9 protein-coding genes and 1 pseudogene are annotated in these 13098 nt (G+C 53.7%); 7 read left to right on the top strand and 3 right to left on the bottom strand.

Going from position 1 to position 13098, the window contains the following annotated elements; all coding sequences use genetic code 11:
- The first annotated feature begins 12 nt into the window (after window positions 1-12).
- Both QPL98_RS13800 and QPL98_RS13795 read left to right on the top strand, forming a co-directional pair.
- Window positions 13-912 (top strand): nucleotidyltransferase, encoded by a 900-nt coding sequence (locus QPL98_RS13800; RefSeq protein WP_303293441.1) that lies wholly within the window; start codon window positions 13-15, stop codon window positions 910-912.
- Window positions 912-1544: a hypothetical protein gene (locus QPL98_RS13795; RefSeq protein ID WP_303293440.1), complete on the top strand. Its 633-nt coding sequence runs from the start codon at window positions 912-914 to the stop codon at window positions 1542-1544. The genes QPL98_RS13800 and QPL98_RS13795 overlap by 1 nt, the downstream gene beginning before the upstream one ends.
- Window positions 1545-1933: 389 nt before the next feature.
- Here QPL98_RS13795 and QPL98_RS13790 read toward each other — a convergent pair whose 3' ends face one another.
- Entirely contained in the window at window positions 1934-3187 is a 1254-nt protein-coding gene (locus QPL98_RS13790; RefSeq protein WP_303293439.1) for a hypothetical protein, read from the bottom strand.
- Window positions 3188-3497: 310 nt separating this feature from the next.
- Between QPL98_RS13790 and QPL98_RS13785 the strand changes: the two genes are divergently transcribed.
- From QPL98_RS13785 to QPL98_RS13765, 5 genes are read left to right on the top strand one after another with little or no spacing between them, the layout of a single operon-like run.
- Window positions 3498-4121, top strand: a complete 624-nt coding sequence (locus QPL98_RS13785) for a hypothetical protein (protein WP_303293438.1) — start codon at window positions 3498-3500, stop codon at window positions 4119-4121.
- A 5-nt stretch (window positions 4122-4126) separates the two neighbouring features.
- Window positions 4127-5644 carry a type I restriction-modification system subunit M gene (locus QPL98_RS13780; RefSeq protein ID WP_303293437.1) on the top strand — a complete coding sequence of 506 codons (1518 nt, stop codon included), beginning with the start codon at window positions 4127-4129 and terminating at the stop codon, window positions 5642-5644.
- A complete protein-coding gene (locus QPL98_RS13775; RefSeq protein WP_303293436.1) occupies window positions 5634-6866 on the top strand; it encodes a restriction endonuclease subunit S in 1233 nt (410 codons plus the stop codon). The genes QPL98_RS13780 and QPL98_RS13775 overlap by 11 nt, the downstream gene beginning before the upstream one ends.
- Complete coding sequence (locus tag QPL98_RS13770) at window positions 6863-10141, top strand: type I restriction endonuclease subunit R (RefSeq protein WP_303293435.1); 3279 nt, start codon at window positions 6863-6865, stop codon at window positions 10139-10141. The genes QPL98_RS13775 and QPL98_RS13770 overlap by 4 nt, the downstream gene beginning before the upstream one ends.
- Window positions 10141-10917 carry a M48 family metallopeptidase gene (locus tag QPL98_RS13765; protein ID WP_303293487.1) on the top strand — a complete coding sequence of 259 codons (777 nt, stop codon included), beginning with the start codon at window positions 10141-10143 and terminating at the stop codon, window positions 10915-10917. The genes QPL98_RS13770 and QPL98_RS13765 overlap by 1 nt, the downstream gene beginning before the upstream one ends.
- A gap of 832 nt (window positions 10918-11749) precedes the next feature.
- On the opposite strand, the gene QPL98_RS13760 is transcribed toward QPL98_RS13765, so the two are convergent.
- Both QPL98_RS13760 and QPL98_RS13755 read right to left on the bottom strand, forming a co-directional pair.
- Window positions 11750-12445, bottom strand: a complete 696-nt coding sequence (locus QPL98_RS13760) for a hypothetical protein (protein ID WP_303293434.1) — start codon at window positions 12443-12445, stop codon at window positions 11750-11752.
- 211 nt (window positions 12446-12656) lie between these two features.
- Window positions 12657-12980, bottom strand: a pseudogene (locus tag QPL98_RS13755) (recombinase family protein); the annotation flags it as partial.
- Between the last annotated feature and the right edge of the window lie 118 nt (window positions 12981-13098).

The following is a 13098-nucleotide window of genomic DNA, read 5'->3' as shown; positions in this document are numbered from 1 at the left end:
AGGAGTAGATAAATGAGCAGGGATTGGGAGTCTGTATTTGCTAATTGGTCGCAAGGGCCAGGAAAGGCAGAGCAAGAACGAGCGGAAAATGCCGAAAGGCAGATAAGGCAGGCGATACAAGCAAGTGATAAGTTAAAAAATCGGAATATCCGAGTATTCACACAGGGTTCTTATAGGAACAGAGTAAATGTAAGGCAGGACAGCGACGTAGACGTTGGCGTACTGTGTTTTGACACGTATTTTCCTGAATACCCTGACGACAACGTAAAAATGGAGCTTGCAAAAAGTTTCGTGCCGGCAACTTATGAATACGCCACATTTAAAAATGAATTGGAAGAAGCGCTTGTAGATAGATTTGGAAGAGCAGCTGTTACACGTGGCAGTAAAGCTTTTGACATAAAGGAGAATACTTATCGCGTAGAGGCAGATGTAGCTGCGTTCTTCGAGCATCGCCGATATGTAACCACAGGCTATTATCATTCTGGTGTAGAACTGATACCAGATGATTGCAACCCGCCTAGGGTCAGGAATTGGCCGGAGCAGCATTACCGGAATGGCGTTTCAAAAAATGGCGCCACAACACGAAGATACAAAAGATCTGTTCGGATATTAAAGAAGTTGTCGAATGAGATGGCGTCAAACGGTATCAAATCGGCAGAAAATGCGCCGAGCTTTCTTATTGAGTGTTTAGTGTTCAATGCATCAATTCCATGTTTTCAGTATCAATTATTTAAGCCGATGATGAGAGCAGTTCTCGCAGAACTGTTCAACAACACTTTGTCTATCGAAAAGTGTTCCGAGTGGGGGGAAGTAAGTGAATTGAAATATCTTTTCAGAGGCTCCCAGCCATGGACGAGAGAGAGTGCGCACCAGTTTTTGAGTGATGCATGGAACTACATAGGCTACGAATAATGTTAACGCGACTCCATATTTCCACTTTTATTGGTCTAACTATTGCTGTTTGGTTGTTGGCGCTCTGGATTCAAGGGATGCCGGTATTGAGCTCGGATTTTGTTAAACCATTTGGCGTCGTGGTTGGTGTGATCACTGCTGTCGTAGCGCTTTTTAATAAATACATGTGGGCATGGAAAGTATTTAAAGGATGGTATGTTAAGCGCCCTGACTTAAGAGGAACATGGAGGGTTGAGCTAAAAAGCAGCTGGGTAAATCCAGAAACTCGGGAAGAAATTGCCCCAATATATGGTTATGCAGTAATTCGTCAATCATTGAGTTTTCTAAGCTTTCGCCTAATGACCAAAGAATCTCGGTCAGTGTTGGTGGCACATAGTATTGAGCAGCAAGAAGATGATGATCTTTTCAAATTGGTAGGTGTATATCGCAATGAGCCAAAAATTGAGCTCCAAGGTGTGCGTAGTGAGATCCATCATGGCTCGTTTGCATTAGAAATTCATGGGGCACCGGTTTATGAATTGGAGGGGCATTACTGGACGGATCGCGCAACTAAAGGCGCAATGAAGCTCAGTGGTCGAGTGGAAAAGCTATACGATACGTATGAACAGGCAGAGCGCGAGATAGGCAATTAACAAGGCACTGCTGCTGGACATGGACTTCCCCCGATTTGCTGAAGCTTTGCCACAGGTTATGGCGGGCGTTATGAGCAACCTGAATGTCCGCTTTGCGACCTTAACGTAACGCCGATTATGCGCAGTGGGTTCGGAAGAGACTCAGCACCTGTCGTTCCAAAAAATTTCCCGCGTCGACTCACCTCCCGGTCCTAGATCCATTCACCGATACTCTCGACATTGGCGTTGCTGCTCCGGGTTTAAAAACCCGAAAGCCGCCGATTCACATTCCGAACCAACACAAAGGTGATGATCATGTCTAAGCCACATAATGCGCCCAGTACAACCGGCAACCCCTCTGGCGGCGGTCGCGGGAATAATCCTCCCAAGGGTAAGTAGTAGTATGCCTCTCAAGCCGCGAGAATCTTCGCGGCTTGAGATTTGTATTTGGCCCAGTACGCCGGGTAGCTTTCAAAAGCGGGCAAGGTATCGTTCAGCGCATTTATCAGGCCGCATTTCTGAAAATTGCCCAGTTCATCTAGTATAAAGGCCCCGTAAATACACGCGATATCCAGCTTCATCTCAGCCAAAGGCACATCGTCTTCTCTTGGGGTCAGGTTTCGAACAAATTCGCTCAGTTGCTCTGGTTTGGGCCGGGTCCCGTTACGCCATTCCAACAGCCTCGATTTTTTGTTTTCGCGCACCCTCACCTTCCGCTCCTCAACCGTCTGATTTCGAGCCAAGGATTCAGTGGCATCTAAGCCGTAGGGATCCGGTAGGTGCTCCGCGATCTGGCCCCAGGATAGATCTTGACCGTTGATACCGGCACCTTTCCGCCAATTATCGAGTAGTCTCTCGAAGGGTAACGTCAGCCTTTCACCATCGAACACTGGCAACATATCTCCAAAAAAGCTGTTGTCGACCAGCCATTGTTTCTCATGGCTCTGGAGAGTGTCTTGCTCGGCATACCAGCGTATGAGGTCTAGGGAGATATTGCTCAATAGGTGGTAATAGAAGTCAATTCTAATGCGGGTGTATAAACCTAACAGCAGGCCTAGCTGCTCGCGCCTAGCGTCGCCTGCACTGGCTTTGATGGTTCCGGCGGCCTGTAGACCTTTCTCAATATGGTAGAAGTCCACAAGGGTATTCGCTTTCAGGAAGCCTTTTACGCTGTCTCGCCACTTCTCTTCGCACCCCGAGGCCGAGGTATCGCTCTCCCTAAGCTCCAAGCCGGACCGAAGTAACTCCATCTCGAGTTCGGCCCGCCTTCGAACAAATTGTTCGATAAAGGTATTGGGGCTATCGGCCGGAAAGATCTGCAAGCTCGCGCCTTTGGTCATGCAAAGCCAGGCCAGCCCATTGTTATTCAGCGAGGTCTCGATCCAAGGCGCTAATTCTGAGCTATTTATGTAATCGTGCAACCCAGGCGACGGGACAGCTTTCAGCATGTCGGTAATTTTTGCAGCACTTCTAGGCGAGACTCCCTCTTTAATCGCCTTACGCACGGTTTTGGGATCCGGTAAAGGCTGGTTCAAGTGCTTTCCCAGTGCATTGATAAACCCTGCCATCCCCCCGGGCTTACCGAGATACTCCAGAAATTTATCTGCCGAAGGAATGAAAGGGAACGCAGTTTCCGGTGATCCTATACGGATTCTTTCAGCCATATCCGGTTATGTTCCTGGAACGAAATAGGTGCGAGCCGCTTCTATCGGATGATACTAAGGCTTGGTGGTGCTGAGTAGCGCTTTGGTAAGCTCGAAGGCTACCGCATCTCTAGCGCTCTTTGGCCAACAAACCGTGCCTTGAGCCCTTCCATTCTCCGGAAACTGTTTTAATCATCTGCCTGCGACGCAAGTAGTCGCTCGTTTTAACAATAATTAGAGCACGTAGCCGTCACTTTAATAGTTGCATCTTGCGGAATGATGCGTTTATGTCTACCTTGAGCAACATGAAATGCATCATTGAGCATACTGCATGATCGAACTCGCCAAACACCAACTGCCTCTGCGCAGCCTGGCCACCATCCACCCCGGCTACCCGTTCCGCGGCAAGCTGCCGGCGGACAAAGATGGCAATGCGTTCGTGGTGCAGTTCCGGCATCTGGTCGTGGGAGAGCCCCTGGACGACAAAGACGGCCAAACCCTTGATCGGGTGACCCTGCCAGGCCGACGGCGCCCCGACTTCCTTTGGCCCGGCGACATCCTGTTCATGGCACGGGGCACCCGGAATGATGCAGCGGTGGTCAAGGCACTGCCCCATAACACCGTCTGCACCCCGAATTTCTTTCACCTGCGCCTGAAACCCGAGGCCTTCAACCTCATGCCCGAGTTTCTGGCCTGGCAGCTGAACCATGTGGACGCCCAGCGATACTTCGCCATGTGTTCACAGGGCTCTGCGGCCCCCAGCGTGACCAAAACCCAGTTGGGCGACCTGCCCGTTGTGGTACCGTCCCCCGAACAGCAAAAGCTGATGATGAAGCTGGTCGGGGCCGCACAGCGGGAACAAGCCCTCTTGGAACAACTCATCGAGAACCGGCAACGCATGACCGATGCGGTTGCCCGACACATACTTCGTCCGGATACGACAACAGGGAAATAACTTCTATGAGCAACGATTCGATCAAGCAGGATCAGATCAACAAAGCGGTCTGGAACGCCTGCGACACCTTCCGGGGCACCGTAGATCCCAGCATCTACAAGGACTACGTGCTGACGATGCTGTTCGTGAAGTACCTGTCCGATGTGTACCAGGATCACTACGACAACTACGTGGCCGAATACGGCGATACGCCGGAGCTGATCGAAGAGCTGATGAAGAACGAGCGTTTTGTGCTGCCCCGGGACTCCGGCTTCTACGCGCTGTATGACCAGCGCCATGAGCCAGGCAACGGTGAGCGGATCGACAAGGCCCTGCACGCCATTGAAGAGGCCAACATCGTCAAGCTGGCCGACGTATTCCAGGACATCAGCTTTAACTCCAACAAACTGGGGGATGAGAAGCAGAAGAACGATATTCTGCGCCACCTGCTGGAAGACTTCGCCCGGCCGGAGCTGAACCTGCGTCCGAGTCGGATCGGCAAGCTGGATGTCATCGGCAACGCCTACGAATACCTGATCAAGAACTTTGCGGCCACCTCCGGTAAGAAAGCCGGTGAGTTCTATACCCCGCCAGAAGTCTCCGAGCTGATGGCGGAGATCGTCGAGCCGAAAGAAGGCGATGAGATCTGCGACCCGGCCTGCGGCTCCGCGTCCCTGTTGCTCAAATGCGCCAACCAGATCCGTAAAGGCAGCGATGGCTCCAAGAACTTCGCCCTATTCGGACAGGAGGCCATCGGCAGCACCTGGGCCCTGGCCAAGATGAACATGTTTCTGCACGGCATCGACAACCACAAGCTGGAATGGGGCGACACCATCCGCAACCCCAAGCTGCTCGATGAGAACGGCGGCCTGAAGCACTTCGACATCGTGGTAGCCAATCCTCCGTTCTCACTGGAGAAGTGGGGCTTCGAGGGCGCAGACAGCGATCCCTACGCCCGATTCCGTCGCGGAGTACCGCCCAAGTCCAAGGGCGACTACGCCTTTATCCTGCACATGATCGAAACCCTGAAGCCGAAGACCGGCCGCATGGCGGTGGTCGTACCCCACGGCGTCCTGTTCCGGGGCTCCAGTGAAGGCAAGATCCGTCAGAAGTTGATTGAAGAGAACCTGCTGGATGCCGTGATCGGCTTGCCCGAGAAACTGTTCTACGGCACCGGCATCCCGGCGGCGGTTCTAGTGTTCCGCAAGGATAAAACTGACAACAACGTGCTGTTTATCGACGCCAGCCGCGAGTTCCAGGCCGGCAAGAACCAGAACCAGTTGTCCGAAGAGAACATCGCCAAGGTGGTCGAGACCTACAAGCAGCGCGAGAATCTCGACAAGTACGCCTACCTGGCCACTCTTGATGAGATTCAGGAGAACGACTTCAACCTCAACATCCCACGCTACGTGGACACCTTCGAGGAAGAGGAAGAGATCGACCTGATGGCAGTGCAAGCGGAGCGAAAAGAGATCGAGGCCGAGATCGCGAAGCTGAACGAACAGATGGACGGCTATCTGAAGGAGTTGGGTTATGGTGCCTGAGGGGTGGAAGCTAGATTATCCAACTGAACTGGTGTCTTTCTTTAGCGGATTTGCCTTCAAAAGCACGGATTCTGTTGATGCAGGCGTACGGTGGCTCAAAATCGCAAACGTAGGGATTGGGGAAGTAAAGTGGGACGATGAAAGCTATTTACCTCAGCACTTCCAAGAGTGCTATCACAGATTTTATCTACAAGTTGGTGACATCGTCGTTGCCATGACTCGGCCCACTCTCGGCAACCACTTAAAAGTTGCAAAGATCAAAGATAAAGACGACGAAGCTCTCCTAAACCAACGAGTTGCAAAACTTGTTATTAAAAAAGGGAATGACAGTGAGTTTGTATATCAAGTTTTCAGAACTGAGAGCATTGCCGCGAGGATAAACTCAGCTCTTTTGGGTACAGATCCACCAAATTTAAGTGTGTCAGTCTTGCGAGACTTTACAATACCAATCCCCCCCCTCCCCGAACAAAAAAAGATCGCCCAGATCCTCTCCACCTGGGATCAGGCCATCACCGCCACCGAGCGCCTGCTTGAGAACAGCCAGCAGCGGAAGAAAGGGTTGATGCAGCAGTTGCTGACCGGGAAGAAGCGGTTGCTGGGGTTTGAGGGGGAGTGGGAGCAGGTACCACTTGGCTCAATATTCGAGCGTGTTACAACGCGGAATGAAGGCCAAAGTACAAATGTTGTCACTATTTCAGGCCAGCAAGGTTTGATCCGTCAGCAGGAGTTTTTCAAGAAGAGCGTCGCTTCTGAAACACTTGATAACTATTTTTTGCTCAAGAAAGGCCAGTTTGCCTACAACAAGAGTTACTCGAATGGTTACCCGATGGGAGCTATCAAGCGCTTGAATCGGTACGACGATGGAGTAGTTACGACGCTTTATATCTGCTTCGAGCTTGCAGATGAGCATGCGGCAAATAGCGACTTCTATGAGCAATATTTTGAATCAGGACTGCTTAATCAGGGGTTGATGCAAGTGGCACATGAAGGCGGCCGGGCTCATGGGCTTCTGAACGTGAAGCCTTCAGACTTCTTCTCCCTGATGCTTCAAAAGCCGGATATTGACGAACAAAAGGCAATCGCAAATGTGCTCTGTATCGCTGATAGCGAAATAGACGCTCAAAAAGCCAGACTTGAGCAGTTGAGGAGCGAAAAACGTGCCCTGATGCAGCAACTCCTTACCGGCAAGCGTCGGGTGCAAGTGGAGACGGAGGCCGCATGAACACCACCCCTCAAGGGAATGAGCAGCATTCCAGTCACATTCCCGCCCTGGCCACCCTGATCAACTTAGGCTGGACGTTTCTGCCGGCCACGGAGTGTCAGGCCCTTCGGGGCAGCCAGCGGGAGGTGGTGATGAAGCCGGTGCTGGAGCGGGTGTTGCGCCAGCGCAAGTTCGAGTTCAAGGGGCAATGGTACCCGCTGTCCGAGCAGGCGGTGGATCAGGTGATCCGGGAAGTTACGACACCCTCCATGGCCCAGGGCCTGATGGACGCCAACCAGTCCGTGTACGACACACTGACCTTGGGGGTTACTGTCACCGAGTTCATCGGCGGTAAGAAGGCCCAGCCCACGATCCACCTGATCGACTGGGAGAGCCTGGACAACAACGAGTTCCATGTCACCGAAGAGATGGAAGTGCTGTCCACGCAGGGTACCCACACCCGCCGGCCCGATGTGGTGGCGTTCGTCAACGGCATTCCCCTGGCGGTGATCGAGGCCAAGAAGGCGGCCTCCGGCAACCCCAATAAGAACATGGTTGAAGAAGGCATCAGCCAGCACCTGCGCAACCAGAAGAACGATGAAGTCCCGTACCTCTACGCCTTCGCCCAGCTGCTGTTTGCGATCAGTCGCAACGACGGGCGCTACGGCACCACGCACACTCCGCTGAAGTTCTGGTCAAAGTGGACGGACGAGGAGTTCGACGACCGGTACGTGCAGGACATCAAGAACCGCACGTTGTCCAAGTCGGACAAGGACGCCCTGTTCCAGGATAAACCCCCGAAGATCCGGGCCTACTTCGAGCAGCTCTGGTCGCAGTCCGTCATGCCGACGGAGCAGGATCGCCTGCTGGTCGGCCTGCTCGACCGGTACCGGTTTCTGGAATTTCTGCGCCTATTCATCCTGTTCGACCGGAAAATCGGCAAGATCGCGGCCCGGTACCCGCAGGCCTTCGGCATCAAAGCCCTGCTGGAACGTATCTCCGATTTCAAACCCAGCGGCGAGCGTAAAGGCGGTGTCCTCTGGCACACCACCGGCTCCGGCAAGTCGTTCACCATGGTCTATCTGTGCCGGGCCCTGCTCCTCAGTGACGCCCTGAAGAACTGCCGGATCATCGTGGTCACCGACCGGGTGGATCTGGAGAAGCAGCTGTCCAAGACCTTCCTGACCGGCGGAGCCTTTGGTTCCGACATCGCCGGCAAGAAGAGCGGCGACTCACTGGCCAAGACCCGCTCCGGACGCGATCTGGCCAAGCGCATCGGCCAAGGCAACGAGCGAATCATCTTCACCATCATCAACAAGTTCGCCTCGGCCGCCAAGCAGCCGGAGTGCTACAATCCGTCCAACAACATCATCGTCATTGTCGACGAGGGACACCGCAGCCAGGGCGGCGAGAACCATCAACGGATGCGCCAGGCCCTGCCCAATGCGTCGTTCATCGCCTTCACCGGCACCCCGTTGCTGAAGAAAGAGAAGAGCGAAACCGCCGAAAAGTTCGGGGCCATCATTCACGCCTACACCATGAAGCGGGCGGTCGAAGACGGCACCATCACGCCGCTGCTGTATGAAGAGCGCAAACCCCTGCTGGATGTGAACCAGAAGGCCGTGGATACCTGGTTTGAGAAGGTCACCGCGTCCTTGTCGGACGACCAGAAGGCGGATCTCAAGCGCAAGTACGCCAAGCAGGGCCAGATCTACACGGCCCAGGATCGCATCAAGCTCAATGCCTTCGACATCAGCGTGCATTTCAGCGAGAACTTCAAAAAAGCCGGACTGGAGCTCAAGGGCCAGCTGGCCACCGACAGCAAACTGAGCGCGATCCGTTACAAGCAACACCTCGACGAGGTGGGCCGGGTCACCAGCGCTATCGTCATTTCCGCACCGGATACCCGCGAGGGCCACACCGACGCCGACGAGTCCAACCTGCCGCTGGTACAGGAGTGGTGGAAGAAAAACGTCACAGGCGACCCTCAGGACTATGAGAAGCAGATCATTGAGCATTTCGGTACCGACGGGCCGCCGGACATCCTGATCGTGGTGGACAAACTGCTGACCGGCTTCGATGAACCCCGTAACGCGGTGCTCTACATCGATAAGCAGCTCAAGGGCCACAACCTGATTCAGGCCATCGCCCGTGTGAACCGGCTACACCCCCAGAAGCCTTTCGGCTACCTGATCGACTACCGGGGGATTTTGAAGGAGCTGGATACGGCCATCACCGATTACCAGAACTACGAAGAGCAGACCCAGGGTGGCTTTGCCATCGAGGACATCGACGGCCTGTATTCCAACGTGGACACCGAGTACAAGAAGCTCCCGGCCCTGCACGACAAGCTCTGGAGTTTCTTTGGCGAGGTCCGCAATGTGCTGGACCAGGAGCAATACCGGCAGATCTTCATGCCGAAGTACGAGACCGACGAGGACGGTGTGGAGATGGATACCCGGCAGGCGCTTCGGGAAGACTTCTACGAGGCCCTGACCGAGTTCGGGATGTGCCTGAAAACCGCGCTCTCGACGCAGAGCTTCTTCGAAGACAAGGCCTTCACCGAGACCGACATCCGCCGGTACAAATCCGACCTGAAATGGTTCTCCGACCTGCGCAAGGTCATCCGTCTGGATGCTCAGGAAACCGTGGACTACTCCGAATACGAGGGCCAGATCCGGGATCTGATCGACCGGTACGTGACTGGCGTAGATGTCGCCCCCGGTGATGAGCCGGTGCTGATTGACGCGGTGGACGACAAGCCCGAAGACTGGTCAGAGGAAAAGACCAAGAACGAAACCGACAAGATCAAAACCCGCACCAAGAAAACCATCGAGGAAAAGCTCGGCGACGATCCCTACGCCAAGAAGGTGTTCTCCGCCCTGCTGAAGGACGCCATCGAGAAAGCGGAGTCCATGTTCGACTACAAGGCCCAGTTCAAGCTGTTCAGTGATCTGGAAGCTATGGTGGAAGATCGGGACGTACCGGATCTTCCGGTAGACCGGTTCGAGGGCAACAAACACGCTCAGGCCTATTATGGCGCGCTCAAGCTGGTATTGGGCGACGAGTTCGCCGCACTGGAAGCCGAAAAGGGTGAACAGCTGATTCAGGAAGCCTTCGAGATCGACCAGGTGGTGAACCGGGCCGTGGCCGAAAACTCCCTGAACCCCGCGGGCATTGAGCAGGATGTCCGTAAAAACCTGCTGCCCCGGCTATTCGGGCTGATCGGGCTGGATAAGGCCAAAGCCATGCTCGATGAGGTGGTGCAGATTCTCCGCAATGGAGTGGCCCGGTGATGACCTCCGTAGAGTCGCATCAGGACGAACAGCCACTGGAGTACGTAGCCCGGTACGGTGACCGGGAGTTCCGGTACCACCTGTGCTACGTGCCCGACCACAAGAAGGCAACCATAAGAGTGCATGTGCATCCCAATGGCATGGTGCAGGTCGATGCCCCTGAGTCAGCACAGCTGACGGCGATCAAATCCGCCGTTCAGCGCCGGGCACGCTGGATACTTAAACATCTGGACGACATCGCCGAGCGCCACCGGGATGTCCGACCGCGACAATGGGTAAGTGGCGAGAGTGTTCTGTACCTGGGCCGGCGGTACGTCCTGAAAGTCATCCAGGCTCCAGAGCAACGCAAGGTCACCTGCAAACTGATCGGCGGCCAGCTCCGGGTGCAGGGGAAAGACCTGACATCGGATCGGATTCAGAAAGCCGTGCGCCAGTGGTACCGGGATCGCGCCCTGGAGGTATTCCAACGACGGCTCGATCTGATGGTTGAGAGTCTGCCCTGGACAACGACGGCGCCGGCCTGGCGCATCATGGAGATGCAGACCCAGTGGGGGAGCTGTTCACCGGAAGGGGCCATTCTGCTGAATCCGCACTTGATCAAAGCCCCGACACGAGCCATCGACTATGTGCTGTTGCATGAGCTGTGTCATCTGGTGGAGCATAATCACAGCACGCGCTTCTATGGGCTGCTGGATCGTTTCATGCCGGAGTGGCGGTCGGTGAAGGAGCAACTCGATGGCAGAGCGGAGTTACTACTGAAAGAGCAAGAAATGTAAACGCTCGAATAGCACCAATATAAATACTAAGACGAGTAAAAAGCCATCGAATGAATAGGATCTTGTCTAATGTGTAACGCATGGAATCACCCGCAGGAGTGTCGTTGCGGCTGGGGTGGCGACGGACATACGGGCAAACGACTGGACGGCACTCACTACACCCAATGGGTACCGCCGTTGGACTTTTCATTTGAAAGCTATACTCGCCCCAACGCATCCTGCCCTGCCTGCGGTCAGCCTGTCTTCTTCTATTCTTCGCCAGATGGAGGCCGCGTCTTCTTCGATGAACTGGGCCCCCCTTGGCCAAAACACCCCTGTACAGACAACACGAGCGCGCCAGCCAGGTTTCGGGGCAAAAGCAACAATAGTTTGAAGTGTGGAGTCGAGAGTCAGTGGTTAAAGGATGGCTGGATGCCAATTCAGCTTCGACACGATATAGAGGTCGACAAGTATTTTGCTCGACTTCATGTGATATTTCGCAATGAAGAAGCTGATTTTTATTTGAGAAAGTCAGCCCTTACAAAGTATGGAAGGAGAGTATCCATTAACGGTAACCTACCGGCGCACCTCAAAGAAATTGCAGACGGCGCATTTGAGCTTTCGATGCTCGACACCTTCGCGAGACCCTTTCGAGTTCTATGTTACGCGAGTCTCGCATCAGCAAGGGATCACGAACCGGTTCCGACTCCCAAAAAGGGTCGAAACAAAACGGCTAAACCCTTTAAGGTAGCTCCAGAGGAAACTGATAAGCAAAAGCGGTTGAGAAAAAAGAATTTCAGGCGTGGTCTTCGGGTAGGAAAGCTCTGATCGGCATTTGCTCCGTGCCGTCAAATTAGCTCGCCTTTTTCAAGTACACACCATCGAAGTTTACATTCATTCCACCGCACATTTTATTGTCGTAGACAACAAGATACTCTCGAACAAGCCTCAGATGAACCTTGCAGTCGTATGTCTCATCGCCAGATTTCACCTCTAAATTCATTCCACTGGGAGTTCCAATCTCATCAAATGAACCGAAATTAATAAGACCTCTGCCATTCGACCAGCTCGCCTCACCACTGACTTTCAGTCCATCTTTTTGGACCTGGGTGATCTTTAGAAAAGTATCTGTTCCGGTGAACCGCCATTCGCCAACCCAATCACTGAGCCTATAACTTTCCTCGTATAGCTTCAGCCCTAGATTCTCAGACCTCATCCAGCCAACAAATTCACGGTCTACACCCTGATACCAGACGCAACTCCACCCATCCTGGGTCTTGGCAACCAAAACCTCATCGCCTGGGACAATGTATGCGCTTGTTTTACAGGTATCCTGGTGAGGACAGCTTGCATCGTCATCGTAAAAATAGCTTCGAGCTGAGGAGCCCTCTCTCACAAAGCCGAGCTTCATATCTTGGTATGAGGGGAAAGCGCCATTGCGGCACGAATAAGGCTCGATTTCCGCAAGCACCTCTGGAGAGTGCGCTGAAATCAAAGATGCTACCAGCAAGGCTTTTCTTGAAAATCTCATGTTGATGACAAGTCTCAAAAGGGCTTTATGATCCGGCCAATTTATGAGCACTGCCGCGAAATTACTAGTCTTCGTCGGCACCTCAACACAACATGGACTGACTATCCAACCTCGGTATGCCGTGTTGCGTCAGTCTGGGTCTTAAGATGGCCGCGGCCGAAAACGCATCGTTTCGAGGGCAACTACAGCTCTGCTGATCGGCAAATAATCACCTCAATAAAAGCAAAAACTAAACCTCCCCAAGCCGGGATAGAGAGGCGTTCAGTGTAGTTCTTGATACCCCAAAATGCTGGGCTACTTCTACTTTGGTTATGTTTGGGTCTAACAGCATTGCGGCAGCCTTCTTTACGTCGGCAGCCGACATGGCTGGCTTTCTGCCACCCTTGCGCCCCCGTGCTCTCGCGGCATGCAGGCCAGCTATCGTTCGCTCCCGAATCAGGTCACGCTCAAACTCAGCCAGAGCCCCAAAAATATGGAAGACCAAGCGTCCACCTGAACTAGTGGTGTCGATGGATTCCGTCAGGGACTTAAAGCCGATGCCGCGATCCTGGAGTGCGTAAACCGCTGAAGGTTGCCACCCATTCCACGTGAAGCCTGCCACCCGGACCGGAGCAAGGCTGCCACCCATCGGAGCGTAGCGACGCGGGGTTTCTCTTCTTACTCCGAAGTCT

The sequence above is a fragment of the Marinobacter sp. ST-43 genome, from assembly GCF_030541085.1.
In the GTDB taxonomy this organism is placed as follows: domain Bacteria; phylum Pseudomonadota; class Gammaproteobacteria; order Pseudomonadales; family Oleiphilaceae; genus Marinobacter; species Marinobacter nauticus.
This window is presented reverse-complemented; position numbering and strand designations above follow the sequence as displayed.

What these genes read in the sequence shown, in the direction of transcription:
- QPL98_RS13800 (WP_303293441.1), top strand. Translation starts at nt 13, where the DNA reads ATGAGCAGGGATTGGGAGTCTGTATTTGCTAATTGGTCGCAAGGGCCA.
- QPL98_RS13795 (WP_303293440.1), top strand. Translation starts at nt 912, where the DNA reads ATGTTAACGCGACTCCATATTTCCACTTTTATTGGTCTAACTATTGCT.
- QPL98_RS13790 (WP_303293439.1), bottom strand. Translation starts at nt 3,187, where the DNA reads ATGGCTGAAAGAATCCGTATAGGATCACCGGAAACTGCGTTCCCTTTC.
- QPL98_RS13785 (WP_303293438.1), top strand. Translation starts at nt 3,498, where the DNA reads ATGATCGAACTCGCCAAACACCAACTGCCTCTGCGCAGCCTGGCCACC.
- QPL98_RS13780 (WP_303293437.1), top strand. Translation starts at nt 4,127, where the DNA reads ATGAGCAACGATTCGATCAAGCAGGATCAGATCAACAAAGCGGTCTGG.
- QPL98_RS13775 (WP_303293436.1), top strand. Translation starts at nt 5,634, where the DNA reads ATGGTGCCTGAGGGGTGGAAGCTAGATTATCCAACTGAACTGGTGTCT.
- QPL98_RS13770 (WP_303293435.1), top strand. Translation starts at nt 6,863, where the DNA reads ATGAACACCACCCCTCAAGGGAATGAGCAGCATTCCAGTCACATTCCC.
- QPL98_RS13765 (WP_303293487.1), top strand. Translation starts at nt 10,141, where the DNA reads ATGACCTCCGTAGAGTCGCATCAGGACGAACAGCCACTGGAGTACGTA.